Annotated in this window: 21 protein-coding genes and 2 tRNA genes; 4 read left to right on the forward strand and 19 right to left on the reverse strand. The window is 60.1% G+C overall.

All coding sequences use genetic code 11. The features are described from left to right. The first annotated feature begins 38 nt into the window (after window positions 1–38). On the forward strand, window positions 39–557 hold the full coding sequence (locus tag DBAC_RS00045; RefSeq protein WP_012805224.1) for a hypothetical protein: 519 nt from the start codon (window positions 39–41) through the stop codon (window positions 555–557). 142 nt (window positions 558–699) lie between these two features. After that, window positions 700–2,031 carry a TolC family outer membrane protein gene (locus DBAC_RS00050; RefSeq protein ID WP_012805225.1) on the forward strand — a complete coding sequence of 444 codons (1,332 nt, stop codon included), beginning with the start codon at window positions 700–702 and terminating at the stop codon, window positions 2,029–2,031. A 516-nt stretch (window positions 2,032–2,547) separates the two neighbouring features. On the opposite strand, the gene feoB is transcribed toward DBAC_RS00050, so the two are convergent. From feoB to DBAC_RS00070, 5 genes are all read right to left on the reverse strand, one after another. Beyond that, window positions 2,548–4,701 (reverse strand): ferrous iron transport protein B, encoded by a 2,154-nt coding sequence (gene feoB, locus DBAC_RS00055; RefSeq protein WP_012805227.1) that lies wholly within the window; start codon window positions 4,699–4,701, stop codon window positions 2,548–2,550. Continuing rightward, window positions 4,698–4,955 (reverse strand): FeoA family protein, encoded by a 258-nt coding sequence (locus tag DBAC_RS00060; protein ID WP_012805228.1) that lies wholly within the window; start codon window positions 4,953–4,955, stop codon window positions 4,698–4,700. Before DBAC_RS00060 ends, feoB begins: the two co-directional genes overlap by 4 nt. An 87-nt stretch (window positions 4,956–5,042) precedes the next feature. Next, the gene (locus DBAC_RS18205) at window positions 5,043–5,204 is read right to left on the reverse strand and encodes a FeoB-associated Cys-rich membrane protein (protein ID WP_012805229.1); all 162 of its coding nucleotides are present in this window, start codon (window positions 5,202–5,204) and stop codon (window positions 5,043–5,045) included. 301 nt (window positions 5,205–5,505) lie between these two features. Then, window positions 5,506–5,844, reverse strand: a complete 339-nt coding sequence (locus tag DBAC_RS00065) for a DsrE family protein (protein WP_012805230.1) — start codon at window positions 5,842–5,844, stop codon at window positions 5,506–5,508. 46 nt (window positions 5,845–5,890) lie between these two features. Then, window positions 5,891–6,631: an MBL fold metallo-hydrolase gene (locus DBAC_RS00070; RefSeq protein ID WP_012805231.1), complete on the reverse strand. Its 741-nt coding sequence runs from the start codon at window positions 6,629–6,631 to the stop codon at window positions 5,891–5,893. Between the two features lie 78 nt (window positions 6,632–6,709). Here DBAC_RS00070 and larE point away from each other — a divergent pair, with 78 nt between their 5' ends. After that, the gene (gene larE, locus DBAC_RS00075) at window positions 6,710–7,531 is read left to right on the forward strand and encodes an ATP-dependent sacrificial sulfur transferase LarE (RefSeq protein ID WP_012805232.1); all 822 of its coding nucleotides are present in this window, start codon (window positions 6,710–6,712) and stop codon (window positions 7,529–7,531) included. Window positions 7,532–7,657: 126 nt separating this feature from the next. Here the strand turns inward: larE and zntB are convergent, their stop codons facing one another. Genes zntB through DBAC_RS00100 form a run of 5 tightly spaced genes read right to left on the reverse strand, consistent with a single transcriptional unit; the run spans window position 7,658 to window position 15,184 of the window. Further along, window positions 7,658–8,638, reverse strand: a complete 981-nt coding sequence (gene zntB / locus DBAC_RS00080; protein WP_012805233.1) for a zinc transporter ZntB — start codon at window positions 8,636–8,638, stop codon at window positions 7,658–7,660. Between the two features lie 49 nt (window positions 8,639–8,687). After that, window positions 8,688–9,713, reverse strand: coding sequence for a diguanylate cyclase domain-containing protein (locus tag DBAC_RS00085; protein ID WP_012805234.1), 1,026 nt, complete (start codon window positions 9,711–9,713; stop codon window positions 8,688–8,690). Next, a complete protein-coding gene (locus DBAC_RS00090) occupies window positions 9,697–10,287 on the reverse strand; it encodes a chemotaxis protein CheB (RefSeq protein WP_012805235.1) in 591 nt (196 codons plus the stop codon). The genes DBAC_RS00085 and DBAC_RS00090 overlap by 17 nt, the downstream gene beginning before the upstream one ends. After that, complete coding sequence (locus tag DBAC_RS00095) at window positions 10,284–11,117, reverse strand: CheR family methyltransferase (protein WP_012805236.1); 834 nt, start codon at window positions 11,115–11,117, stop codon at window positions 10,284–10,286. Before DBAC_RS00095 ends, DBAC_RS00090 begins: the two co-directional genes overlap by 4 nt. After that, window positions 11,114–15,184: a response regulator gene (locus DBAC_RS00100; protein ID WP_012805237.1), complete on the reverse strand. Its 4,071-nt coding sequence runs from the start codon at window positions 15,182–15,184 to the stop codon at window positions 11,114–11,116. Before DBAC_RS00100 ends, DBAC_RS00095 begins: the two co-directional genes overlap by 4 nt. 580 nt (window positions 15,185–15,764) lie before the next feature. On the opposite strand from DBAC_RS00100, the gene DBAC_RS00110 reads away from it, so the two are divergent. After that, window positions 15,765–16,697 carry a magnesium transporter CorA family protein gene (locus tag DBAC_RS00110; RefSeq protein WP_012805238.1) on the forward strand — a complete coding sequence of 311 codons (933 nt, stop codon included), beginning with the start codon at window positions 15,765–15,767 and terminating at the stop codon, window positions 16,695–16,697. Window positions 16,698–16,754: 57 nt separating this feature from the next. On the opposite strand, the gene DBAC_RS00115 is transcribed toward DBAC_RS00110, so the two are convergent. The 9 genes from DBAC_RS00115 to DBAC_RS00155 form a co-directional block, all read right to left on the reverse strand. Beyond that, the gene (locus DBAC_RS00115; protein ID WP_012805239.1) at window positions 16,755–17,381 is read right to left on the reverse strand and encodes a LysE family translocator; all 627 of its coding nucleotides are present in this window, start codon (window positions 17,379–17,381) and stop codon (window positions 16,755–16,757) included. A gap of 146 nt (window positions 17,382–17,527) precedes the next feature. Next, complete coding sequence (locus DBAC_RS00120) at window positions 17,528–19,150, reverse strand: FmdE family protein (protein ID WP_012805240.1); 1,623 nt, start codon at window positions 19,148–19,150, stop codon at window positions 17,528–17,530. A gap of 128 nt (window positions 19,151–19,278) precedes the next feature. Further along, window positions 19,279–19,354 (reverse strand) — tRNA-Thr (locus tag DBAC_RS00125). Between the two features lie 8 nt (window positions 19,355–19,362). Further along, window positions 19,363–19,439 (reverse strand) — tRNA-Pro (locus tag DBAC_RS00130). Window positions 19,440–19,632: 193 nt separating this feature from the next. After that, complete coding sequence (locus DBAC_RS00135) at window positions 19,633–21,693, reverse strand: methyl-accepting chemotaxis protein (RefSeq protein WP_012805241.1); 2,061 nt, start codon at window positions 21,691–21,693, stop codon at window positions 19,633–19,635. A gap of 134 nt (window positions 21,694–21,827) precedes the next feature. Continuing rightward, entirely contained in the window at window positions 21,828–22,298 is a 471-nt protein-coding gene (locus DBAC_RS00140) for an HAD family hydrolase (protein WP_012805242.1), read from the reverse strand. Next, window positions 22,291–23,595, reverse strand: coding sequence for a sensor domain-containing diguanylate cyclase (locus DBAC_RS00145; RefSeq protein ID WP_012805243.1), 1,305 nt, complete (start codon window positions 23,593–23,595; stop codon window positions 22,291–22,293). Before DBAC_RS00145 ends, DBAC_RS00140 begins: the two co-directional genes overlap by 8 nt. Window positions 23,596–23,781: 186 nt before the next feature. After that, window positions 23,782–25,020 (reverse strand): BaiN/RdsA family NAD(P)/FAD-dependent oxidoreductase, encoded by a 1,239-nt coding sequence (locus DBAC_RS00150; RefSeq protein ID WP_012805245.1) that lies wholly within the window; start codon window positions 25,018–25,020, stop codon window positions 23,782–23,784. 271 nt (window positions 25,021–25,291) lie between these two features. Further along, window positions 25,292–25,783: a universal stress protein gene (locus tag DBAC_RS00155; RefSeq protein WP_012805246.1), complete on the reverse strand. Its 492-nt coding sequence runs from the start codon at window positions 25,781–25,783 to the stop codon at window positions 25,292–25,294. Window positions 25,784–25,794 lie beyond the last annotated feature (11 nt).

Raw genomic sequence — 25,794 nt, forward strand, 5'->3', positions numbered from 1 at the left:
ATTAAAATAAACCAATTGACGATTTATGCGAGACCAGCATGGAAAAACTCCCGTCTTCGCCCGTAGGCCTGCATCACGCCCAAACCGGCCACTTCTGGCCTGAGCCGGAATCTTCGGATTTTCTGCGTGTTGTGGAATTCGCGGGCTTCCAGGTTCCCGAGGACGGGCTGGTTTTGGCTCCGCCTTACGGGGGGGAGCTGACTGTCTGGCCTGATGGGCAGTACACTTTCGTCTGTCCTGTGTCCGGGGACGGCGGGCAGTCCATGGTTGCCACGCATTACAGTTATATTGTCGAAGCCATGGATGGCAGCACCTCTTTTGGTACCTTCGCCCTTGGCGAGCAGGCCCCGGAAGAGACCATGCCCGATTTTCAGTCCTGGTCCATGGATGACATTCTGGCTCTGGAGGATGTTGTCGGACTGTCCGTGAATGCGCATGGCCCTGTGGCGGAGTTCATGGGGGTTGATGCCGGCGCGGATTTGGATTTGTCCGGGGAAGCTGGCGGATTCTCGGTTGATGTTCTTGAGCAGATGATTAAAACTTCGTGTGAATCCTGAGTTGTCCTACAAACAAGTAGGACGTTAGTTTTTTATTAGAAAGGGAGTGCAAATCTCCCTTTTTTCATTTACAAGCTCCACTGCGATTATTAGAAGAAAATAAACTAAGTTCGTGTATTACTCTAGCAAGGAGAGGCTGTTTATGAATGCAAAAAAATTGAGCATTACTCTTGTCCTGGCGGTGATGTTTTCGGCCGGTGTGGCTCTGGCCGAAGATAGCATCACCCTTCAGAAAAGCGTTATCGACACTCTTCGATATGCGCCGCGCCTGGAAATGATCAAACACAACCGCGAAGCAGTGGGCCATGATTTGGACAAGTCCAAGGGCCGCTGGTATCCTAAGCTCGACATTCGTGGCGGATATGGAACGGATTCATACGACCAGGAAAACAATCCTGATGATAGTGATTGGGATTCCCGCGGAGAGATTTCCGCGATTCTGAGCCAGCGCCTCTATGACGGTGGCGAGGGTTTCAGTCAGATTCGTCTGGATGAAAGACGTGCGGCTTCCTTGGACTATCGCGTCTTCGACAACGCCGAGTCCCTGGCCCTGGATGCGGTCATCGCCAATATGGAAGTTTACCGTCAGCGTGAACTGCTCTTCCTGGCCGAAGAAAACGCCAAGGCCCATCGCGATATTCTGGGCTCTCTGCAGGAACGCGAAGAGGCCGGTGCGGGTAGCGTGGCCGACGTGAAACAGACCCAGGCCCGCCTGTCCATGGCCCAGGCCTCCATCGAAAAGACCCGTACGGCTTTGCAGGCAGCCTTGAATGAATACCAGCGTCTGACCGGAGTCCTGCCCGGCAAGATCGCCATGGCGCCCTATCCGCAGAACCTCATTCCCGCTTCTCTGGATGAAATGACTGCCCAGGCCATCGGCAACAATCCCAAGATCAATGCCGCAGGTGAAGACGTCAACGCTGAAACCGAGCGCGTCAACATCGCCAAGGCGAATTATCATCCTTACGTTTATGCCGAACTGTCTTCCTCTTATTCGGACGGCGTTGAAAATCAGGAATATTGGGAGCGCACTGACGCGGCCATGGTCCGCTTCAACTGGAATCTGTTCAATGGTGGCTCCGATGTCGCCGCTCACAAGGCTACCAAAGCCCGCAAGCGCCAGGCCCAAGCCGACAAGTACGACCTGACCCTTGCGGTCGAGAACGAGACCAAGACCACTTGGGCGCAGTACAAGTCCTCGCTGAGCGAAGTGAAGGAATACACCGAGGCCGTGCAGTACAACCGCGACACCAAGGGGATCTACCTGGAGCAGTTCGGCGTGGCACAGCGCAGCTTGCTCGATGTGCTCGATTCCGAGAACGAAGTGTTCCAGTCTTCCAGTCAGTTGGTCACTTCCAGCGTGAATGAGCAGATCGCGGCCTACAAGCTTCTGGCCCTGTCAGGCAACCTGATCACGGCTCTTGGAGTTGATCCGGCCCTGTACAAGGACCCCGCCGCTCAGATTGAAGAATGATTCGCCAGCGCGCGAGGTGAAGGATGACTTCGCCTCAACGTGATATCTCAAGCCCTTGCCGGATTCTTTCGGCAAGGGCTTTTTTTACGCATAAAATCTCATGGACAGTGTTACGTGCTCACGCTAGGTAACGACGACTTGGTCGGCAGATGGTGCTCCCAAGCCGCCTCGGCAAGGGCGATTTTTTTGTGTACATGCATCTTAAGGAGCAGAAATGCTTGCAGATTTTGGTAAAAGATTGATTCTGGGTCTTGTGGCCGCCGCCTGCGTGGTGGGCGTGCATGCCGCCATGGTTTTTTCCTCGGTAGGATGATGACACCGGCTTGAGATCAAGCCGCCTGCGAAGATAGCCTGCGTTATAAGAACGCCCGATGACGACCCTGTGCTTGTGCGCGGGGTCTTTGTATTGGTGAGGGAGGGGGGCGTGCCGGGATGACGCCGGAAAAAAAAGTCCCGGAGCGGCAGGGCGATGCTCTGCCGCTCCGGGAGGGAGGAGGGGATTGAGGGAAAACGTTTCTACAGGGTCATGCCGACCTGATAGATGGTCACGGACACTCCGTAGGCCAGGACCGTGTTGAAGCCCACGGAGAAGGCGGCCCATTTCCAGCCGATCTCGCGGCCAATGACGGCCACGGTCACGAAGCACGGGGCGTAGAGCAGTACGAAGGCAATAAGGCTCACCGCCACCCACATGTTCCAGGCAGGGTCGGTGCGCAGTTTTTCGGACAGCCCGGTGCTCTCTTCCGGGTCCACTTCGCCCAGGGAGTAGGCGGTGCCGAGGCTCGAAACGATGACTTCCTTGGCCGCGAATCCGCCCAGCAGGGCGATGTTGGTGCGCCAGTCGAAGCCAGCGGGCCTCGACACGGGTTCCAGCGCCGTGCCGACCATGCCGGCCAGGGAGGAACGCAGGGCCTCCTGGGCTTCGGCGTTGTCGATTTCTGTCAGGGCTTCTTCCAGGGCCTGGTCGTTGTCCCAGCTCATGGCCTGGGTGGCGAGGCGTTCATCCGCGAATCTGGCGGTCTGTTCCTCGGACGGGCCGGGAAAGGTCATGGCCGCCCAGAGCAGGATGGAGATGGCCAGGATCACGGTGCCGGCCTTTTTGATGTACTGCCAGACCCGTTCCCAGGTGTGCAGGCACATGCCTTTCAAGGTGGGCATGCGGTAGGGCGGAAGCTCCATGACAAAGGGCGTGGCCTCCCCCTTGATCACGGTGGAGCGCAGGAGCCGGGCCGCAAGCAGGGCCATGACCCAGCCGCCGAGGGTGATCCAGAACAGGGCGCTGGCTCCGGAGCCCGGAAAGAAGGCCGCGGCCAGGAGCAGGAAGACGGGCACCTTGGCGCCGCAGCTTAGGAAAGGCGCGGTCAGGACCGTGGCGATTTTCTCCTTGGGGCTTCTGAGGGTACGGGCCGCCATGACTCCGGGCACGGCACAGCCGCCGGGGATGCCGCCGGAGATGATGAAGGGCATGACCGAGCAGCCGTGCAGGCCGAAGATGCGGAAGACGCGGTCGAGCATGTAGGCCATGCGCGCCATGTAGCCCGAATCCTCCAGAAAGGAGAGAAAGAAGAACATGATCATGATCAGCGGGGTGAAGCCGAGCACACCGCCTACGCCGTCGATGATGCCGGAGACGATGAGCGAGCTGAGCAGCCCCTCGGGCAGTATGGATGTGGCCGTTTCGCTCAGCCAGCCAAAAAAGGACTCCACCCAGCCCATGGGTATCTCACCCAGGGTGAAGGTCAGTTCAAACATCAGGTAGATTATGGCGAACATGAGAAAAGGCCCCGCCAGGCGGTTCGTCAGCACGGCGTCGAGCTTGTCCGTGATGTCGAAGCGGGCCTGGGTGGTGGGCCGGGTCACAACTCCGTCCTTCAAGAGCCCGGTGATGAACCCGTAACGGTAGTCGGCAATGAGGCACTCCGGCTCCGTGTTCAGGGTCTTGCGGCAATGCTCGGCCAGGGCGGCGGTCATCTGCAGCAGCCGCGAATGCACATCCGGCGTTGACTGGCCCTGGGCAAGGACTTCGGCATCATTTTCCAGGTATTTGAGACTGAGCCAACGGGACGGGTAGCGCCCGTCCATGAAATTGGAGGACTCGATCACGGTCTGCATGGCGTCCAACGTCTCGTCGAGGTCACGGCCGTAGGAGATGCGTAGCTCCGTGCGCGTGGGGCGCCGTTCGAGCACGGCCCTGCGCGCTTCTTTCAGCAGCTCTTCGCGGCCTTCCCCCGTGCGCGCCACCATTTCGAGAATCGGCGTGTCCAGGAGTTTTGCGAGACGCCCCGTGTCGATGATCACGCCTTTGCGGCGGACCTCGTCCATCATGTTCAGCGCCACGATGACCGGAGTGCCGAGTTCCAGGATTTGGAGCACAAGATAGAGCGAGCGCTCCAGATTGGTGGCGTCCAGCACCGTGACCACGGCGTCGGGATTTTTCTCGATCAGAAAATTTCGCGCCACCAGTTCGTCCTGGGTGTAGGCGGTCAGGGAATAGGTGCCCGGCAGGTCGACCACGGTGATGTCGAGCTCATCGATCTTGAGGCGGCCTTCGCGTTTTTCCACGGTGATCCCTGGATAGTTGCCCACATGCTGGCGCGCGCCGGTCAGGTTGTTGAACAGGGTTGTCTTGCCGGAATTGGGGTTGCCCATCAGGGCCATGGTGGCGTTCATGAAACGTTTTCTCCGCTTGTGTTGACGTTGACCATGATCTGGTCGGCTTCATTGTTGCGCAGGGTCAGGGTAAAATCCCGCAGCCTTAAGGCCACCGGATCCTTGAGCGGGGCGCGGCCCATGATGGTGACCTGGGTGCCGGGCACAAGCCCCATGTCGCGAATGCGTCGGCCAAGCTCGCCGGAAGCGCTGATGGAATCGATGATGCCGGATTGATTGGCCTGCATGGATCTGAGGGTGATGGGTTGCTGCATGGGGGCTCCAAGTTAGTTGTGTCTAATCGCATGGATAAAAAAAAATACCTCTGGGCAGAGGCGTGTCGACACGAATGAGGCGTCCGGTCAGTCTTTTTTGGGGCAGCAGTCGTGAAGGGGCTTTGGTTCGAGCGTGCCTGAACAACCGGAACATCCGCAGCACGGGTTGCCTTTCTTGAAATGGCGGCGCAGGAGATAGACGGCCGCAGCGGCTATGATGCCTAGGGTGATGAGCATGTCGAAATTCATATCGTCTCCGGGAAGTGTTTGTCGTGACGAACTTATTATGCGGGCGGATGGTGGGAAGTCAATAAAAATGTTAGGCGTGATGAATAATTTTTTTGCGAAATGTGATGCGCGGGGGAATGCGGTCGTGGTTGTGACGAATGCCCCGTAGGGGCAGACCTGCGTGTCTGCCCTCTTTTCCCCGCGCCTGCCCGTTTTCGGGATGCGTGATGCAGGGCGGCCACGGGGAAGAGGGCGGCCACGTGGGGCCGCCCCTACGGAAATTCGCGGATTATCGGCAATGAGGGGATGATGGCCGGTGGGTTTACGGTTTGATGTACGCGCAGCCCTGCTGCTGCAGTTTAATCAGGGCGACCACTCCGGCGGGCACGGTTTCGCATCCGGGACAGAGGTCTGTTTCGGAGATGTCGAAGGCGCGCAGGGCGTTCTGGCACACGAAGACCGTTACCTCGGCCTGGATCAGGTTTTTGATGCGCTCCAGGAATTCATCCTCGCCGTTCTTGCGGAAAAATTTGACCGCGGGTCCATTGACCAGCAGATTGATGCGTGCTCCTGGTTTGGCGGCGCGCAGGTTTTCCATGTTGGTCAGGGCGATGCGCAGAACCTTTTCTTCGTCCAGGTCCAGGTGAAAGACGACCTTCATCGAGATCTCCTCGGTTGATATTGAAAGTTGAATGGAAACAAGCGGCTTACGATCCGGTGCCGGTGCTACGGTTTTTCATGTTGTCCAGGTGCGTACTGGCGTAAAACGCAGACAGCCCTTCAGGCAAGACTCTGTTTTCGCCTCGGCGCAGGCCGTCGAGGTAGTCGATGGTGCTGTCCAGAATGTCCTTGCCGCCCATCGGGCCATGGGATGGAATGACCTTGCCGACCCCTTCGTGCTTGCGCCAGCGGCGCAGCGCCTCTATCCATGCATCAAGGTCGCAGTCTGCGGGCACGCAGGGCAGGGGCGACTCCACCGCGTCCCCGGCCAGCAGGAGTTCCATTTCCGGGATGAAACCCACGATGGTATCCGGGGTATGCCCAGGCAGGGCGTGCAGCTGGACCGTGATGCCGCCAAGGTCCAGATCAAGGCGGCTCTCGAAGGTGATGTGCGGGGGGATGAGCTTGACCTCGTCCCATTTGCCCGGTTCGCGGGCTTGCATGTCGGCCAGGGTCTGCCGGGCCTCGATGCCGAAGCGATGGGCGCAGCCCACGTGGCCGACGATAATCGGGCTCTGCAAGGCCGCCGTGCCCTGCACATGGTCCCAGTCGGCGTGGCTGTAGACGACTATGCACTGCTGCCCGGCGCAGATTTCGGCGAAGCGGGTCATGTCGCGCGGGCTGGTCAGGGTGTCCCAAATCAGGCAAAAGCGGGTGCCTCGAATCAAGACGCTGCGGACTGAAAATTCCCCCGCGTCAATTTCGTGGATTGCGCTGAAGTGGCTCATGGCGGTCGCTTACGGTGTTTTTGACGGGCAGGGAAGAGGAAACATTGAAGAAAAATCCATTTGAAATAAGGAGCGGTTATGCCGATGCGTAATGTCGATTTTGCCTGGGATGATCTGATCGGTCTGCTGGGCGAAATAGGCCCTTTGACCGTGGCCTGTTCCGGAGGGATTGACAGTCGCTTCCTGGCCCACGCGGGGCTGCAGGCCGGGGTGCCGGTGGAGCTGGTGCATGTCTGCGGTCCTCATGTTGCGCCCGAAGAGTCTGAATACGCCCTCGCCTGGGCCGCGAGCAGGGGGCTGGGCGTCAGACTGCTGCGGTGTGACCCGTTGCATCTGCCCGAAGTCGCGACCGGCTCGAAGGAGCGATGCTACGCCTGCAAGCGTTTTCTTTTCGAGCAGATCCTGTCCGTCGCCACAGCGCCTGTTTGTGACGGCTCCAACTTTTCGGATGCGAAGGAGTTCCGCCCTGGCCGGCGAGCGCTGCTCGAACTGGGTATTCGCTCTCCTTTGGCCGATGCCGGGCTGACCAAGGACATGATTCGTGAGTTGGCCAGGCGGACGGGCCTTGCGCGTCCGGACCAGCAGGCCCGGGCCTGTCTGCTCACGCGTCTGCCGTATGGCCGGACTCCGGACTCGCAATTGCTGGTGCGTCTGGCCGCAGGGGAGCGGGTTGTGGAAGAGAGGCTTCAAGAGGCCGGATATGAGGAATTCCCCTTTCGGCTGCGACTCTGCGCTACAGGAGATTATGAATTGCATCTTGGCCGTGAGATTGATTCATCCCGCCTGCACCATGCATTGGAAGATGTGCTTCGCGCCGCAGGTTTTCCAAGCATCCAGGTGCGTAGCGTGCCCCGATTGAGCGGATATTTCGACAGATTGAACGATGAGCGGGAAACGTAATCCTTTCTTGCAGAGGAGCGCGCCGGGATGCTAGAGAGCGGTCAAGACGATTGATCAGATCCTTTGCGTACGTGCCATGGTGGCGCTGCGCTGTAATCCATGCTTGGAATGATCAATCGTCTTTTTTTATAGCCAGCGTGACCGCTTGAAGATCAGGACGATGCCCGCCGCGGCCAGCGCGACACCCAGACAGAAAGCGGCAAATCCCCATGGGCTCGCGGCTCCGGGGATACCGCCCACATTGATGCCGAAAAGTCCCGTCAAAAATCCCAGCGGCAGGAAGATGACCGTCACCACGGAGAGCATGAACATGCGCCGGTTCAACTGCTCCGTGGCGTGGTTCACAAACTCCTCATGGGCGAGGGCCGCGCGTTCACGAACCGCGTCAAGATTTTCTATGTGCCGGATAAGTTCGTCCGTGGTTTCGCGGATGCGGAAATGATCGTCCGGGCTCATCCATGGCACCTGCTCGGTGGTCAGCCGTGACAGGGCTTCGCGCTGCGGCGCGAGATAGCGGCGTAGCGCGATGGCCTGCCTGCGCAGATCCGCCAGATTCTCGCGGGCCGTGGCTCCGCGATGTTCGACGATTTTCTCTTCCACCTCGGCCATTTTGTCTTCCAATGCTTCGATGACCTCACCGATGTTGTCCGTCATGAGCCTCAGGAGCATCGCCAGGAATTCCCCGCTGCTTCGCGGACCCTGCCCTGCTTCGAGCAAGGTCTGGACAGCTTTCACGGATTTGAGCCGGCGTTTGCGCGTGGAGATGATCCGGCCTTCCTCGATCCAGATTCGTATGGAGACCATGTCCTCGGGTTCGGCGCCGGGGTTGAGGTTCACTCCGCGCAGCGTCAAGAGCAGCCCTTCGCCGTGATGAAGTACGCGAGGGCGTGTTTCCTCATCCAGCAGGGACTCGGCCACGGGAATGCTCAGCAGTTCGGATCGCAGCAGCCAGTCTCGGGCTGTTGCGTCGGCATAGTTCAGGTGGAACCATGCAAGGCCGTTTTCTTGCGGTACGTCTTGTCCCGGCATCCAGGCCTGAAGCGCTCCATGGCCTTGCCCGTCGAGAATCCAGTATGCGTTGGGAGTCGATGAGTTGGGCGTCGTCATTTCATGTGCTCCGCTGTCACCAAGCAATGGCTTTTGCAGGGGGAAGCGCCTATTTCCAGGGCGACCGGCAGGACAGGGGCACGCAATCGGCGCGGACCCAGCGGTCACGGCCTTCCTGCTTGGCCTGGTAGAGTCCCTGGTCCGCGGCCTGGATCAGGTCTGCGGGAATGCATCCGGGAATCGGGATGACCGAGCTCACACCCAGGCTGACGGTGAGCACGCCCCGGACCGGCGAATCCAGGTGTTCGATGGCAAGCTCGGTCACGGTCTGGCGCATGCTCTCCGCCACCACCTGCGCTCCCTCAAGGCTGGTGCCCGGCAGGATGGCCGCGAATTCTTCCCCGCCGTAGCGCGCGACCATGTCGGCGGGGCGCCTCAGCATGGTCGCCAAGGCCAAGGCCACGCGACGCAGGCAACTGTCTCCGGCCAGGTGGCCGTAGCGATCGTTGAAAAGCTTGAAATGATCCACATCCAGAATAATGAGTGAAAGGGGGGTTTTCTCACGCGCCATACGGCTCCACTCAAGGGAGAGCATTTCGTCGAACTGACGCCGGTTGGGGATGCCCGTCAGCCCGTCCAGGGATGACAAGAGCTGCAGCTGGCGATTTTTTTCTTCCAGCTCGGCCTGCAGCAGGTTCAGTTCGGCGATCCTGGCGTCAAGCTCCCGCGTCTTGCACTGCAGGGCCTGACGTTGGCGATGAATCTCGAGAAATATTCGGACCTTGCAGTAGAGCATCTGCGGGTCCAGGGGTTTGAACAGATAGTCCACGGCCCCGGAATCGTACCCGCGGAATATGTGTTGATGCTCGGTATGGCTGGCGGTGACAAAGATGATGGGGATGTGCCGGGTGCGCTTGTTGCCGCGCATCAGTTCCGCCGTCTCGAATCCGTCCATGTCCGGCATCTGCACGTCCAGAAGCACCAGGGCGAAATCGTGGTCGAGCAGGCGGGCCAGGGCTTCCTGACCGGAGCCCGCGCGCACGATGTTCAGCTCCGGGTTTTCCAGGAGGTGTTCCAGGGTCAGCAGGTTTTCCGGGCGATCGTCCACGATCAAGATATCAAGTGGTGTTGTCATGGCTCGGTCCAATCAGGTTGTTCAGAAAGGGGGCGATGTCGCGTAGGGGCAAAACATGGTCCACGTTGGTGGACTCCAGGGCGGCCCTTGGCATGGCTTCTGCCTGGGCCGATTCCGGTGACTGCACGATGGCCACCCCTCCCCGGCGCTTGATGCGGGCCAGTCCTTTGGCTCCGTCCTGGTTGGCCCCAGTCAGGACTACGCCGATGAGCGCGGCTCCGAAAGCGTCGGACGCGGTCTCGAACAGTACATCCACCGAGGGCCGTGAGAAATTCACTTTCGGGTCCACGCTCAAGGTCAGGCTCCCGTCCGCCTCCACCAGCAGGTGATAATCGGGTGGCGCCACGTACGCCACGCCGGCCTGCAACAGCTCCTTGTCCTCGGCCTCCTTGACGGTGAGTCCGCTCACCTCGTCCAGGCGCGCAGGCAGATAGGAGTCCGCCTGCGGCGAGAGGTGCTGCACGATGAGGACCGGCACGGCCAGATCCTTGCGCAGTCCCGGGACAAAAATCTTGAGGGCTTCAAGCCCCCCGGAAGAGACTCCGACGACCACTGCCTTGAACGCTCTCTTCATGCGTCCCTGCGCTTGCGGTATATTTTTTCCTTTTCCCGCACGACTTCAAATTTGTCCGCATGTTTGGAAAATTTGAGGCTTTCCTTGCTTCCCAGGCACAAAAACCCGCCTGGGCACAGACTGTCCACAAAAAGGCCCACCACCCTGTCCTGCAACTCGCGGTCGAAGTAGATGAGTACGTTGCGACAGACGATCAGGTGCATTTCGCCAAAAACTCCGTCCGTGACCAGGTTGTGCTCGGAAAAAAAGATCCGGTCCTTCAGGAACGGGCGCAGCACCGCGCGCTGGTCGTTGGCTGCATAGTAGTCGGCAAAAGAGTTTTCCCCGCCCGCCTGCTGGTATTTGGTCGTGTAGTCCTTGAGCTGCGCCAGCGGAAAGGCGGCTTCCCGGGCCTGTTCCAGAATGGCGCGGTTGAAATCCGTGGCGTAGATCTGCCCCCGCTCGCGCATTCCCGCCTCGTGCAGCAGGATGGACATGGAATAGACTTCCTGCCCGGCGGAGCAGCCCGCATGCCAGATCCTGAAGGACGGATAGGTGCCCAGCATGGGGAGAATATCGTTTCTGAGCGCCTTGTAGAACGGCGGGTCCCTGAACATCTCCGAGACGTTGATGGACAGATCCTGCAGAAAAATCAGGAACATGTTTTCGTCATGCAGGACCGCGTGCTGCAACTGCGAGATGGAACCCAGCCCGGACAGGCTGAGTCGGTACTCGGCGCGTCGCTTGAGGTGGGCCATGGAGTAATTGCGGAAGTCATACCCGTATTTGAGGTAGATGGCTTCCAGCAGCAGGCGCAGTTCGATGCGCTCGGTCTCGGGATGGACGTTCATTTCCGGTACAGCCAGACGCGCAGCAGCGAGAGCAACTTGTCCATGTCCACGGGTTTGGCCAGATAGTCGTTGGCCCCGGCCTCGATGCAGGCGTTTTTGTCCCCCTTCATGGCCTTGGCGGTCAGGGCGATGATGGGCAGGTCTTTGAGCTTGGGATCTTTGCGGATTTCACGCATGGCTTCGTAGCCGTCCATGACCGGCATCATGATGTCCATGAGGACCAGGTCGATTTCGGGATTTTCACGCAGCCTGGTCAGGCTTTCGCTGCCGTCCCTGGCGACCACGACCTGCATCCCTTTTTCTTCGAGAACGCTCGTCAGCGCAAAAATATTGCGCATGTCGTCATCGACCACGAGCACTGTGCGGCCGTCGAGCACGGATTCGGGCTCCGTATCCGTCCGGAGCATGCGCTGCTTTTCCTGGGGCAGATTGGCCTGGACGCGGTGCAGGAAGAGCGTTGTTTCTTCCAGCAAACGCTCGGGGGAGCGCGCCCCCTTGACGATGATGCTTTCTGCGTACCGCGAGAGCCTGCGCTCCTCCTCTTCACTGAGGTCCCGGCCGGTGTAGACGACCACGGGGAGGGTGGACGGCGTCGGCCCGGAGCGCAGTGTCCGCAGCACGTCAAAGCCGGACATGTCGTTAAGCCCGAGGTCCAGGATCATGCAATCGAAGTTCTGGGATTTGAGCAGTCCCAAAGCTTCCGCGCCTGACGCCGCGGTCACGGTCTCCACGTCGCCATTGCCGATCAGTGCGCGGATGGACTCCCGCTGCAAGGCATCGTCATCGACCACGAGCAGCCTGCGCATGGGCTTCTTGATGAACGAGTCAATCCTTTCGAGCAGCGTGCGCAGCGTTTCCAGTTCTACGGGCTTGGTCAGGAAGGCCAGCGCGCCCATGCGCATGGCTTCCAGGCTGCGATCCTCCGCGGAGATGAAGGACAGGGGGATGTGCCGCGTCTTGGGATCGTTTTTAAGCCGTTCCATCACTGTCCAGCCATTCATGCCCGGCAGGATGTTGTCGAGGATGATGGCGCTCGGACCATGAAAGTCGGCAAAGTGCAGGCCGGTTTCGCCGTCGGCCGCCAGCAGGGCTTTAAATCCCATCTCCCGCGCCTGGTCTCTCAGGATGCGGGCAAAATGCTGGTCGTCCTCGATGATGAGGAGCGATTTGTCGCCGGGCTTCAGATTGGCGCGATCGTCCTGCAGATAGGAAATGGGCGCCTCGGCTTGCGTCTTTGCAGGCTGGTGGGGCGTCATTTTTGGCTCGGGGGCGGACACCCGGGGACGGATTTCGTCCGTGGGCGCGTCGGCGTGGTGGCGTAAAGGCAGGATCAGGCTGAAGGTCGAGCCTTTGCCCTCCTGACTACGCAGGCGGATTTCTCCGCCGAGAAGCTTGGTCAGTTCCCGGGAAATGGATAGCCCGAGGCCCGTCCCGCCGTATTTGCGGCTGGTGCTTCCGTCGGCCTGACGGAAGGCCTCAAAGATAGTGCCCTGCTTGTCCTCCGGGATACCGATGCCCATGTCCGTGACCGCGATGCAGATCGCCTCTTCGGCCGAGGGGATGCCTTCGGGCAGATCGACTTCCGGTCCGGGGCGGGAGATGGACAGGGTTACGCTGCCGTGGTCCGTGAACTTGAAGGCATTCGACAGGAGGTTGCGCAGGACTTGCTGCAGCCGGTGCGTATCCGTGAGCATGGTTTCGGGCAGGGCCGGATCCTGTTCGACGAGAAAAGCAACGCCTTTTTCCACCGCGACACCTTTGAAGACCCTTTGCAGGTCCGAAATCATGGATGTCAGCGGCATTTCCTCCAGATGAAGTTCGACCTTGCCCGCCTCGACCTTGGACAGGTCGAGAATCTCGTTGATGAGGCGCAACAGGTCCGCGCCCGAAGAGTTGATGGCCGAGGCCGCTTCCGTCTGTTTCGGGGAAAGGTTGCCTTCCTTGTTGTGCGACAGCAGCTGGGACAGGATGAGGATGGAGTTGAGCGGGGTGCGCAGCTCGTGGGACATGTTGGCCAGGAATTCGGATTTGTATCTGCTCGCGCTCTCCAGTTCCTGGGCCTTGAGCTTGAGTTGCTCCTGGGCGCGCAGCAGCTCCTTGTTCTTGCGGCGGATGGCGCTCTTCTGTTCTTCGAGTTCCATGGCCCGTTCGCCCAGCTTGTCGTTCACGGAGCGCAACTCGTTTTGCTGATCCTGCATCCGCCGCTCGGATTCCTTGAGGGCGCGGGTCTGCTCGGCCAGTTCCTCGTTGGTGACCTGCAGCTCTTCCTGCTGGGCCTGCAGCTCGCTCTGGGACTCTTTAAGCATGTTGGTCTGTTCTTCGAGCTCCTCGTTGGCCACGCGCAGCATCTCCTGCTGTTCCTGCGCCTGCCGCAACAGGTCCGCGATCATGCCCCGCGAGGTGGCCATGTTGAAGAGAACTGCCGTGTTCTTGGCGATGTCGGTGATGAACTGCCTGTGCAGGGGCGAAAATGCGTACTCGCGGCCGACGAGGAATGCGCCGAGCAATTCCTTGCCCATGAACACGGGCGCGGCCAGAAAATGGGCGGGGACGATTTCGCCGGGGCCGAAATGAAAAGGCGGCGCCCCGTCTTCGACCCGGGCGAAGGTCAAAATTTCCCCTTCCAGCGCAGCTTGGCCGACCAGCCCTTCGCCTACGCGCAGCCGGGAGAACTGGCCTTGCCGGTTGGTGAAGGCATAGGAAGAGGTCAGCACCAGTTCGCCGTCATCATGCAGGAAAAAGAGCCCGATTTGGCTGTCCAGATGCTTGCACAGAAATGAGATGAAGAGCCGGGCCAGTTCCTGCGGGCTGTGTTCACCGCGCAGGGTGTCGTCGAGGCCTGTTTTGCCTTGGTTGAGCCAGTCCATGTCGCGCAGGTTGCGGGCCATGCTGTTCAGGGCTTTGGCCAGCATGCCCAGTTCGTCCTTTTGGCGCAGATCCAGACGGGCCTTCAAGTCTCCGGCGGAGATGGCCTCGGCGAAGTTCACGCCCTGTTCCAAAGGCTGGCTGATGCCCTTGGCCAGGCCGTAGGCGCCGGGCGCGATCATGAGGGCCAGCACCGCGCCGGTGACGCAGATGATCAGCAGGAACGTCCAGATGGGGCGCAGAATTTCGCCCTTGTTGATCTTGGAGATGAGAATCCAGTTGGTGCCCAGCACGTCCAGCGTATTGAAGGCCACCAGCACCGTAGTGCCCGCGCTGTCTTCGTAGGTGCCGCCTCCTCCGTCAAACCCCTTGTCCACGGCGTCATGCCAGTATGCCGGCGTGCGAGGCAGGGTGTAGCCGATGACGTAGAGGCCATTGCCCATCGTCTGGATATCACTGCGCATCTCAAACTTTTTTTGGGATTCGAGCCAGCGCAGCAGATAGGATTCGCCTGACTTGCCCAGGCCCTGCCGCGAGGGCATGATCTGGTTGATGAACTCGCCCGAAACGCGCGCGGCGATGACTCCGGCCACGCCGCCCTGCAGGTCGAGGACCGGATAGCCGATGAAGGCGGCCTGACTTCCCCCGCTTGGCTCGTAGGCGCTGAAATCCTCGAAGGCCACGTTTCCACTGCGCAGGACCCTCTCCCAAAGCCTGGCCAGGGCCGTATGGCGGTAGCGCCCGGTGGCCAGGCTGGTGCCAAGCTCCTCGCCCTGGCCGGCGGCGTACATGACGGTGCCGCTGTGGCGGTCGATCAGATAGATGTCTTCAAAGCCGTTGACGGCGATGTAGCCCTTGAGCTGGGAATCGTATCTGCCGTGGATTCTTTGATAGGCACTGGATTCGATGGGGTAGGGTTGGGCCGGGTCTTCCTCGCCGAGCGCGTTCAGGTCGTCCACTGCCTGCTGGGTCTGCCTCAGCCCGGCCATGAGTTTGAGTCCGTTTATGCGTTCGGTCAGAGTGGTCTGCAATTTGTCGCGCTTGATGGCCTGGATGCTGCCGAGTTGTTCAAAGGCCAGATCGAGGAGGGCGTTGGACGCGGAATAGCTGCCGATGAGGGCCACGATGCCCAGAGGAACTATTCCGGTCATGATGAACAGGAACAGGAGCTTGGGCTTCATCCGGATGTTGTCGAAAATCATGGTTCATCCTGGCGCTCTGAAGGGGATGCGTCCCCGAGGTCATGAAAAAAGGGGGCCACTGTGAAATAACTAACTGCGCTTACGTTAAATTTCTTTCAAGGGCAACGCGTCAGGTGCGGATTTCAGGAGCTTTTTTGGACGGTTGCAATAAAAACTACGGCATTGGACTTGCCTTTTGAAAGTGTCGCGCGTAGGTGGGTGTCCATCGTTTTTGTGTCCCGGACATGGTGTCCGGGCGACATGCAAAGGAGATCACAGTGGATTCTGGCGACAGTTGCGGCCCTAGGCCCTACTACCGACATCGTAAACTTTTTCGTCGAGCTTCCCGTCCTCATCGCGCCTGACCAGGCCGCCTGACGGAGCCTCGGCGCTGCGGCAGGTGGATCATGCTTTCCCACACTTTTCGTTCCCGTGCGGTCTTTTGCCGCCGTTTCATCCGCTCCGGGCAGTTGCCCCGGGCTGCGGACCGCTGCGCGGACCCGTACTCGTGATTCTTCAAATCGGTTTTGGGCCACGTTCGGGTTGTTCATGAACCCGGCGTATTTTTTTGCCTGTTCATACCATTTGAAGGACTCACGATATGATCACAATCCATAAGACCATCGATGGAATTCTGTCTCCGCAGGAGCACCTCGACGCCGACTGCTGGGTCAATCTGATCAACCCCTCCGAAGAGGAGTTGCAGCGTACGTCCATCCTGCTCGGCATCCCTCTCGACCATCTGACCGATCCTCTGGACGTCGACGAACGCGCCCGCCTGGAGCTGGAGGACGGGGTGCTGCTCCTGGTCCTGCGCGTGCCCGTGGAGAATGTCTCCGATCACCGCATTCCCTACCTGACCCAGCCCATCGGCGTGATCATCACGCCCACGGCCGTGGTCACGGTCTGCCGCTCTCCGCAGGATCTGGTCACCGGGATTTTGAACGGCCGCACCCGCATCGTGGACACGGCGGACAGGATGCGTTTCGCCATCCACCTCATGCAGCGCACGTCGCTCATCTACCTGCGTTTCTTGAAAGACATCATCAGGCGCTCCGACGTGATCGAGCAGCGGCTGCAGCAATCCATGCGCAACGAGGAGCTGATCGAGCTTTTGGGCATCGAGAAGAGCCTCGTCTATTTCACGACCTCGCTCAAGGCCAACGACATCATCATGGACAAGGTCCTGCGCATGCGCACCATCCAGTTGACCGAGGATCAGTCCGACCTGCTGGAGGACGCCATCACCGAGAACCGGCAGGCCATCGACATGTCCAAGATCCACAGCGACATCCTGTCCGGGACCATGGACGCGTTCGCCTCCATCATCTCCAACAACATGAACATGGTCATGAAGTTTCTGACGGGCTTCACCATCATCCTCATGATTCCCAACATCATTTCGGGCGTTTACGGCATGAACATCGCAACGCCGTTTCAGGGCTCGACGCATGCCTTCGCCATCGTCTCCGGGATCACCGTCGGCGGATGCCTGCTGGCCTGGCTGCTGCTGGCCAGGAAGCGCTGGATGTAGCTTTTTCGGAGCAAGAAGATGAAAGGCGGACCGGATGCGGCCCGCCTTTTTTCAGGCCTAGCGGTCGGCCCAGATCAGACGCAGGCCGAGCAGCATGAGGATGGCGCCCGCGCCCTTGTGCAGCCAGGCCGAGAGGGCGGGGCGCGCGGCCAGGCGGGAGTTGAGAGCCCCCGCGCCCAGCGCGACCAGGCCAAAGCCGAACATGGTCAGCACGACAAAGGTCAGTCCCAGAATCATCATCTGCATGGCCGGATGCCCCTGGGCCGGGCGCACGAACTGCGGAAAGAAGGCCAGGAAAAAGATCGCGACCTTGGGGTTCAAGAGGTTGGCGAAAATGGACTGGCGAAAGATGATGCGGGCCGTCTTGTGTTCTCCTTGCGCGGAGAGGGCCAGCGCCGGGTCGGCTGTCCAGAGCTTGTAGCCGAGGTAGAGCAGGTAGATGCCGCCCGCGACCTTGACCAGGGTGAAGGCCGTGGCCGACGAGGCCAGGATGGCTGAGAGCCCGAAGACCGCAAAAAGCGTGTGCCCGATGTTGCCCAGGCTGAAGCCCAGAGCGGCGGCCAGGGCGGCCGTGCGCCCCTGGGCCACGCCCCGGGTCAGTACGTAGATGATGTCCGGTCCCGGTGTGAAGATGAGTAGAAGCGAGGTCAGGCTGAAGATGAGAAGCTGGTCGAGACTGATCATGATTCCTCCGAGATGTATGTCTGCTCGATAATCGATGGCTTTCGGCCGGGCAAGGTCTTTGGTCGCGCTTTTCGGGTATGAAAAAAAGCGCCCCCGTTTGTCCAATTTCGGCAAACGGGGGCGCTTATTTTATGATGGAAAATGAGTTATTTGGCGAAGGTGCACTTGGGGTAGGTGCAGGTGTTGCACTGCAGGCACACGCCGCCTTCGCCGATACGGGCCAGGTCGCGGCGGGTGATGGGTACGCCTGCCAGCAGTCGGGGCAGGAGCACATCGAGGCTCGTGGTCTTGAAGAAGAGGGCGCAGGCGGGCACGCCCATGACCTGCACGCTGCCGATGCGGCCGATGAGGGTCATGGCTCCGGGCAGGATCGGCGCGCCGTGCAGGGCGTCGGTCATGCCGGCGTCTTCCAGACCCTTGCGGGTCACGTCGTCAGGGTCCACGGACAGCCCGGCCGTGGTCACGATCAGGTCCGCACCCAGGTCCAGCAGCTTTTTCACTCCGTCGGCAATGGCCTGACGGTCATCCGGAGTGAACTCCTCGCCCACGACCGTGGAACCCAGAGCTTCCGCCTTGGCGCGGATGATGGGCGCGAAGCGGTCCTCGATCAGTCCCTGGAAGACTTCCGTACCCGTGACCAGCACGCCGACCTTGGCCTGGCGCAGGGGGGCGATGGACATGATCGGCGCGTCGCCCAGGGCGGCCAGGGCGCGGCTGAAGTTGTCACGGGTGAGAAAGAGGGGGATGGCGCGGGTGCCGCCCACCAGGCGTCCTTCTTCGACCAGGGCGCAGTGCTGGCGCGTGGCGCACATGACATTGGGGGTCAGGTTGAAGCGTTCCAGGGCCTCAAGATCAACCTGCAGCAGGCCGGACTGGGCCGCGTGGAAGTCGATCTTGCCTTCGCGGGGCTCGCCCGAACACCTGATGCCGTCCCCGGCCATGCGTGCGGCAAAGCTCACGGCCGCGTCATTCTCGTGCACGAACTCGCCCTGGGGCAGGCTCTCGTCCTGCACGTAGATGCTGTTGCGGCCCATCTGCTGCAACCGGCAGACATCGCCTGCGGTGATGGTCTGTCCTGCCAGAAATTCCGGGCCCTTGCTTTCCCCTGGTTCTATGCGGGTCATGTCGTGCAGGGCCTTGCGCCCTACGGCTTCGGCCACGGGCACGCGAGTCGGCATGCATTCTTCGGCCGCCATGGCGCGGGAGTGCTCGTAGGGGGCCTCGCCCTGGCAGCCGCGGCAAATGGCTCCGTCGCTGACCGGGTAGGCTTCGTGGCAGACCGGGCAGCGGTCGATGCGGGTCATGTGGCTGTGTCCGAGCAGGCGCTTCTGCACTGTGACTCTTTCCAGCCGCAGGATGGTGTCGCCGGCGGTCTCGATCTCGCGGAACAGTTTCTCGGTGTCCTGGTCCTTCTTGGGCACGAGCTTTAAAAACCAGCCTTCAATCTCGGGCCAGTTTCCCAGCTTGTCCAGGTCAACGCTGACGCGCACGCCTTCTCCGGTGTACTTGTCGAAAAGGGATACGGCGTAGCGGCCGAGGTTTATGATCTTCATCCAGCCGTTGCCGATGCTGCACAGGGTCAGAAGCTGCACCGCGTCGGGCAGGCATTTCTTGCTTTCGACCACGGCCTCGAAAAGGATGTTCGGCGGCAGCGCGGCCTTGGCCATCTCGACCATGTAGCCGCCGATCAAAAGGCCGGGGGCGGGGTAGCCGTGAAACTCGGCGGCTTTGTTCTTGAATTCCTGAAACGTGTAGGATCCGATATGCATGTACGCCTCGCAGGGAAAGAGTGATAACTGACGGTGCAGAAGTAGCAGCGGGAGGGGCAAAAGAGAAGTTTGTGAAAAAGTTGGATAGCACGCAAGAAAAAAGCCGATCCTAAGACCGGCTTATAATCTGGAGCCCACAAGCAGGATTGAACTGCTGACCTCGTCCTTACCAAGGACGCACTCTACCGACTGAGCTATGTGGGCATTTCGTGTGGTCGGGATGAGAGGATTTGAACCTCCGGCCCCTTGAACCCCATTCAAGTGCGCTACCAGGCTGCGCTACATCCCGACACGAGAAGACGCTTCTAGGTAGACCCTTGGGCTTTGTCAAACACTTTTTTGATTTCAATCCGAAATAACGTGGCAACTTCTGGAATCATTCGTTTTTTTGGGAGGACAGAATCCGCGTCCCAGGCTTGCGAAGCTGTGCGCGGGCGGGAAAAGGGACCGCATGGCCCCCCATTCCCGCCCGCTGGACGGGCCTAGATCTTGAATCGCGAAACCTGATCCCGCAGACGCTCGGCGAGTTCGGAGAGTTCCATTGCGCTCTGCTGAACGGTCTGACTGCTTGCGGTCATCTCATCCGAGGCGGAGCGAACTTTTTCGATGTCGGTGCTGATGGAATGGGTCATGGACGAGCTGGTGGCCACATTGGAGTTGATCTCGGTGATGCCCGTGGACGCCTGACCGACGTTTTCGGCGATGTCGCGGGTGGTCACGGATTGCTCCTCCACTGCCGCGGCGATGGTGCCGACGATTTCGTTCATCTCGGCGATGACCCCGGTGATGTCGGAGATGTCGCCCACGGTCTGGGTGGTCACGGACTGGATGCCGGTGATCCGCTCGCGGATGTCTTCGGTGGCCTTGGCGGTCTGCTGCGCGAGTTCCTTGATCTCATTGGCGACGACGGCAAACCCGCGTCCGGCCTCGCCCGCCCGTGCCGCCTCGATGGTGGCATTGAGTGCCAGCAGGTTGGTCTGCGAGGAGATGGCGGTGATGGTCGAGGTTACGAGGCTGATTTCCTTGGCCGCCGCTCCAAGCTCGTCGACCCTGCCCGAGGCGGCCTTTGCCTTGGACACGGCGTTGGTCGTGGTGTTCTTGGCCCGCTCGGAGTTCTGGGCGATTTCCTGGATGGTGGCGGACATCTCTTCAGCCGCCGAGGCCACGGTGGTCATGTTCATGGAGGCCTGCTCCATGGCCGCCGATACGGAATTCATGTTGCCGCTGACCTCTTCGGCCGCGTTGCTGACCGTAGTGGCCATGTGCGCCGTCTGGGCCGACCCTTCAGTCATCTGGGAGGATATGGCCGACAGCTGCGTGGAAGCCGTGGCCAGGGACTGCGTGGCGGTATTGATTTCCCCGAGCATGTCCTTGGTGCGGGCGACCATGGTGTTCAGCGCGTCCGACAAATGTCCGATGGCGTCCTTGGCCGGGTGGGTGAAGGCGATGGTGTAGTCGCCTTCGGCGACCTGCAGGCTCTTGCCCGCGAGCTGGTTCAGGGGTCTTGCGATACTGCGGATCAGAAGAACCGCGATGAGCACGCCGAGCAGCATGACTCCGATTCCGACGAAGATGCATTTGGTGATGATCTCCTTGTCCAGCCCCCGAATCATCTGGGCGTCGCTCAGGCCGACGGCAAGATGCCAGTCCCAGGGTTCGAAATGGCGGGTATAGGTGATCTTGTGTTCGCCATTCCATTCGTAGTCGAGGAATCCGCCCTTGTGATTGCGGAAGAATTCGTCGATCCCCGGAACTTCAAAGATATTTTTCCCTTCGAGGGAGGGGTGGATGAGCACCTCTCCTTTGGAGTTGTACACAAAAAAATAGCCGGCTCCGCCCGCCTTGATGGTGGTCAGCATCTCGCGCAGCTGTGGGGTCAGTATCTTACGGCCCACAAAGAGGACGGCCACGATCTTGTCGTCTGCGTTGTAGACGGGCTTGTATGAGGTCACATACCAGTCATCGACCACAAAGGCTCGGCCGGTGTAGGTTTCTCCGCTCATGACGGTCTTGTACACAGGGCTGTCGGCGGGGATGTATGTATCCACCGCGCGGTCCGTCTCGTTGATGCGCACGTTGGTGGAAACCCGCAGGAGCTTGTCTTCCATGACCTGGAAGATGGTGGTCACTCCGCCGGTCATGTATTGCACCTTGTCCACGATGCCCGTGTTGCCGTTCATGACCGTCCCGTCGAGCATGAGCCTGGGTATGCTGACCTGTTCGGACTCCTTGCTGACCTGATTGATGATGGTTCGGTCCAGCATGTAGCTCGGGTCCAGGTCAAAAGAACCGTAGCGGTCCAGCTCGCCTTCCAGAATGGTCATGTCGCCGACGAGCTTTTCGAGTAAAAGGGAGTTCTGGGTTTCCAGAGAGGCGAAAACGGAGTTGTTGATATTTTCCAATGCGTCCCGCCCGAGACTTTCCAGCCCGTCTTTCACGAGTATGTTCGTGACCGCGATGACCGAAACCAGGGACAATATCAGGATGGACAGTATCCCGGTAAACAGCTTGGTGGTGAATTTGATGGACTGGGTGTTGAACATGCGCCCTCCTCGCTTGAGGCTGTGTGATACGATTTATGTAGTACAATGCATACGTATTCGGCATGAATTAATCAATGCTCATTATTAGTAATGCGTACTTAAAATAGTTCGATCACGTCTGGCCAGAGCAAGCTTCAGGCGCGCAGGGTGGCTTTGAGACGTGTGGGGTGCAAGAGCAGATCAAGGCCGGCTTCAATGCCGGGGACCAGGATATGGGCCGAGGAGAGTGCGGCCATGGCCACGCCTTCGGGCTGGAGCACGGCCACGGACAGTCCCGCCTCCATAAGCATCGAGGCATCGTTGGCGCCATTTCCCATGCAGACGCAGGAACTGACTCCGAGCGCGCGTACATATTCGGCCTTGGCCTCGCGCTCGCCTCCGGCCGGGAGGACGTGCACGGTGAAGTCGGTTTGGCCGAAGGTGGCGCGAACAGTGCCGAAAGTGTCCGCAGTCAGGATGTGGATCAGTAAATCGTGCTTGAGTTGGCTCAGCCGCGAGGAGACTCCGGGCTGAATCCGGCCGTCGATAGCCAGGGTGCCGTTGTAATCCAGCACCAGGTGGTGCAGGGCGCGCTGTCCGAATCCGGGGATGTCGAGTTCAATCATATTTATGCGCGGTCCTTGCCGGGGGAGGGGCTGTTTTTGGGATAAAGGCAGCATGATCGCCTGCCGGACCTTCTTTCGCATGAGTCTTGTCCTCATACATGTTCTGATCGGCGGCCTTGATAAGACTTTCCAGGCTCTGGGGAGGCTGGTGACGGCTTAAGCCGACAGAGGCGGAAATCCGCAGATCGGTGTCCAGGGAGCAGACCTGCCCAACGTCAAGGCTGGCCAGGGTCTGGCGCAGGCGGGTCACGAATGCCCGGGCCATGTGCTTGTCCGTGTCCGGGAGCAGGATCACGAATTCGTCGCCGCCAAGGCGCACCAGGATGTCGTATTTGCGGATCATGGCCTGGAGGGCTCTGGCCACCGCCACCAGAATGGCGTCTCCCGCCTCGTGTCCGAGGGTGTCGTTGACCGCCTTGAATCCGTTCAGGTCGATGAAAAGCAGGTGCACCGGGAGCTTCTTGCGCGCCGCGAAATCAAGGATGCGCCCGGCATGGCGTTCCAGGTACGTGCGGTTGTTCACCCCGGTCAGGCCGTCGCGAACGGTCAGTTCCTCAAGCTGGGCGTGCTCTAGGGCGGTGATCAGGGTGCAGGCCAGGATATCGCAGAAATGACTCAGAAAATCCGTGGCCTTGTCCGGAGCGTAGCGCCTTGGGTTGGGATCGTAGGCCGCCACGACTCCGATGATCTTGGAGTGCACGTATTTGTGTCCGAGGGCAAAGATGAAGCAGGAACCGGATGGCGGGTCCTCATCGAGGCCGAGGAAAAAGCCGGGTTTTTCAATATGCCTGACCTCGCCGAGAAAGAGCCTTGGAGCGTGCGGGCTCGGAGAGAATTGTTTCAGGCGTTCCCGGATCATGGCGGCCGAGGCCCGGCCGACTCCTTTGGGGATGCGCTGCTCGAAAAGGTCATGGTCGAGAACAACGTGCAGGGTGTGCAGAGTGCGCAGCCTGCGGATGGCATCCAGCGTCGCGGGGAGTTCTTCCAGGCGCTTTGTCTGCTGGACAAGGTCGACGGTCCCTCGAAAGGTTTCAAAAGCGTCCAGGATGGCCTTGTAGGCGGAGATCATGGAGTCGAAACTGATTTTTGACGCGCGCAGCCTGCGCTTCAAGCCGGCGTTTTCCACTGCCAGCGTGGACGAGGAGAGCGGCACGCGCAGGATGAGTTGCCTGGCCCAGGCAACAAGCTCTTTCAGGTGCGCTTTGAGCATGACCGAGTCGTTTGCACGTGCGCTGACTTCGATGGCGGCGACGAGGCTTTTGAGTTCCGTCAGGAGGGTGCTTTGTCCGCGCGGCATGGCTTTTTGCTCAGACCTGCGCGTTCAGGGCTGCCGGCGCTTCGGTCGCCTGCACGTCCGCCCTCGCCGTGGGCCGTGTGCGGCGGATGCCCCTTGGCGCGGGAATTTTGAAGTCGATCATGCCAAACTCCTTGGAAAGCGTACGTCCCGTAAGACTCCTAGCGCAACACCTGGGTGCGTGCAAGGTCAGGGAGCATCGGAGGCGCTCAGTCCTGCCAGGTAGCCCGTGGACAGGGCCGCCTGCAGGTTGAAGCCGCCCGTGTCGGCGTCCATGTCGAGCACTTCTCCGGCCAGAAAGAGCCCCGGGCAGACCTTCGATTGCATGGTCTTGGGATTGACCTCGGACAGTTCCACTCCGCCGGAGGTGACGATTGCCTCACGCAAGGGTCGGTAGCCGCTGACGGTGAAACGCAGCTCCTTGAGCCACAGCCGCAGACGCTTGCGCTCCTCGGCCGAGATCTGGTGGGCGGCCTTGTCTGCGGCCAGACGGGTCTGCTCCAGGCAAACCGGGATGAGTTTGGGCGGCATCAGTCCGCGCAGCAGGTTCTCCATGTGCATCTTGCCATGCTCGCCCAGGTCGCGCAGCAGGCGGGCATCGAGCTTGGCGGGGTCCAGGGCGGGCTTCAAGTCGATCAGGATTTCGGTCTTCTTGCGCTGGTCCACAGCCCGTACGGCGGCCTTGCTGAGGGTCAGGATAAGGGGGCCGGACAACCCGAAATGGGTGAAGAGCATCTCACCCATGTCTTCCCCGGTCTTTTTGCCATCGACGCGCAGTTCGACGCGAACATTCTTGAGCGACAACCCCTGCAGCTTCGCGGCGGTGTCTCCGGCGGTGATCAGCGGAATAAGCGCCGGAGCGATGGGCACGATGGCGTGCCCCAGGCTTTTGGCCAGCTCGTAACCGTCGCCGGTCGAGCCCGTCGCAGGATAGGAGGCCCCTCCCGTGGTCAGGATGACCCTGTCTGCCGCGAGGACCTGAGACCCGAAGGCGACCTCGAAACCATCTTCCCTGCGGCTGATGCCGCGTACCCGGCAGCCGGTGCGGATGGTAACGCCTTTTGTCCGGGCGTTGCGCACAAAAGCGTCGACCAGGTCCTGGGCGCTGTCGCTGGCGGGAAAAAGGCGTCCTCCGCGTTCTTCTTTGGTCGGAACGCCAAGGCTGTGCAGCAGTTCGACCGTGTCTTTGGTGAAAAAATGGGACAGGGCCGGACGCAGGAAACGAAAATTCTTGCCGAAATGAGTCAGGAACTCATCCAGAGGCGCAGTATTGCCGATATTGCCACGACCCTTGCCGCAGATTCTGAGCTTGCGGCCTGGGCGGTCCATGCGTTCGAGCAGTGTGACCGAGGTGCCTTTCGAGGCCGCGCTGGCAGCGGCCAGAAGACCGGCCGGTCCGCCGCCGATGACGATGACAGTTTTGTTCATGGGGTTCCTTCAAAAAATATCATTCTGAAGGGTGCGGGGCAGGATGTAAAGGCGCTTGAGCCGGGATCGGGCCCCGCGCATCAAAAAAACAGGGATTCAGGGGGCGGCGGTGCCTATCCTGCCCGGCCAGGGGCCGGTTTCGTGGCCGGGAAAAATGATCAGCCCGGACGGATCGCGAGTGGCATCCCGGTCTTGGGATGCCGCGCGCGATCCGTCGCGGGCTGTGTGGCGGTTTGAGGGTGCGGGCAAAGCTCCGTCCCAAGGCTTGGGGTCACTCTTCGTCTTCGAAGTCGCCCGACTGGTCGAAAATGGCGCAGGACTCCTCGGAGTCGTAGCGCACCACCAGCACGGAACACGCGGCATGTCGGACGACCTTGGCCGTGTTCGTGCCCAAGAGATAGTCCTGCAGTTTGAGGCGATGTGCGGGCATGACGACGAGGTCCGCATTTATTTTTTCAGCCATGCGTAGAATTCTTCTGTAGATCGAGCCCTGCGCAACAAGATAATTGGCTTCCACATCATCAGGTATATAGACACCAACCATGTCGTGCAGCATTTCCTCCGCCTCGCTGACAATCTTGTCTCCTGCGTCTGGTGGGAAATAGTTGGCGACAATCGGCATTCCCATGTCCGGAACAACTGTCAGAATGTATAACTGTGCTTTGTATAAGCGACAAAGCTCAATTGCTCTTTCCAGGCCCATGCAACGGGCGCGGTCATCAGACTCCTGCAAGTCAATGGGGACAAGAATACGTTTGTACATGAATCGCCTCG

Source organism: Desulfomicrobium baculatum DSM 4028, assembly GCF_000023225.1.
GTDB lineage: Bacteria > Desulfobacterota > Desulfovibrionia > Desulfovibrionales > Desulfomicrobiaceae > Desulfomicrobium > Desulfomicrobium baculatum.

Coding starts and splice junctions, on each gene's coding strand:
- DBAC_RS00045 (WP_012805224.1), top strand. CDS start 39: ATGGAAAAACTCCCGTCTTCGCCCGTAGGCCTGCATCACGCCCAAACC.
- DBAC_RS00050 (WP_012805225.1), top strand. CDS start 700: ATGAATGCAAAAAAATTGAGCATTACTCTTGTCCTGGCGGTGATGTTT.
- feoB (WP_012805227.1), bottom strand. CDS start 4,701: ATGAACGCCACCATGGCCCTGATGGGCAACCCCAATTCCGGCAAGACA.
- DBAC_RS00060 (WP_012805228.1), bottom strand. CDS start 4,955: ATGCAGCAACCCATCACCCTCAGATCCATGCAGGCCAATCAATCCGGC.
- DBAC_RS18205 (WP_012805229.1), bottom strand. CDS start 5,204: ATGAATTTCGACATGCTCATCACCCTAGGCATCATAGCCGCTGCGGCC.
- DBAC_RS00065 (WP_012805230.1), bottom strand. CDS start 5,844: ATGAAGGTCGTCTTTCACCTGGACCTGGACGAAGAAAAGGTTCTGCGC.
- DBAC_RS00070 (WP_012805231.1), bottom strand. CDS start 6,631: ATGAGCCACTTCAGCGCAATCCACGAAATTGACGCGGGGGAATTTTCA.
- larE (WP_012805232.1), top strand. CDS start 6,710: ATGCCGATGCGTAATGTCGATTTTGCCTGGGATGATCTGATCGGTCTG.
- zntB (WP_012805233.1), bottom strand. CDS start 8,638: ATGACGACGCCCAACTCATCGACTCCCAACGCATACTGGATTCTCGAC.
- DBAC_RS00085 (WP_012805234.1), bottom strand. CDS start 9,713: ATGACAACACCACTTGATATCTTGATCGTGGACGATCGCCCGGAAAAC.
- DBAC_RS00090 (WP_012805235.1), bottom strand. CDS start 10,287: ATGAAGAGAGCGTTCAAGGCAGTGGTCGTCGGAGTCTCTTCCGGGGGG.
- DBAC_RS00095 (WP_012805236.1), bottom strand. CDS start 11,117: ATGAACGTCCATCCCGAGACCGAGCGCATCGAACTGCGCCTGCTGCTG.
- DBAC_RS00100 (WP_012805237.1), bottom strand. CDS start 15,184: ATGATTTTCGACAACATCCGGATGAAGCCCAAGCTCCTGTTCCTGTTC.
- DBAC_RS00110 (WP_012805238.1), top strand. CDS start 15,765: ATGATCACAATCCATAAGACCATCGATGGAATTCTGTCTCCGCAGGAG.
- DBAC_RS00115 (WP_012805239.1), bottom strand. CDS start 17,381: ATGATCAGTCTCGACCAGCTTCTCATCTTCAGCCTGACCTCGCTTCTA.
- DBAC_RS00120 (WP_012805240.1), bottom strand. CDS start 19,150: ATGCATATCGGATCCTACACGTTTCAGGAATTCAAGAACAAAGCCGCC.
- DBAC_RS00135 (WP_012805241.1), bottom strand. CDS start 21,693: ATGTTCAACACCCAGTCCATCAAATTCACCACCAAGCTGTTTACCGGG.
- DBAC_RS00140 (WP_012805242.1), bottom strand. CDS start 22,298: ATGATTGAACTCGACATCCCCGGATTCGGACAGCGCGCCCTGCACCAC.
- DBAC_RS00145 (WP_012805243.1), bottom strand. CDS start 23,595: ATGCCGCGCGGACAAAGCACCCTCCTGACGGAACTCAAAAGCCTCGTC.
- DBAC_RS00150 (WP_012805245.1), bottom strand. CDS start 25,020: ATGAACAAAACTGTCATCGTCATCGGCGGCGGACCGGCCGGTCTTCTG.
- DBAC_RS00155 (WP_012805246.1), bottom strand. CDS start 25,783: ATGTACAAACGTATTCTTGTCCCCATTGACTTGCAGGAGTCTGATGAC.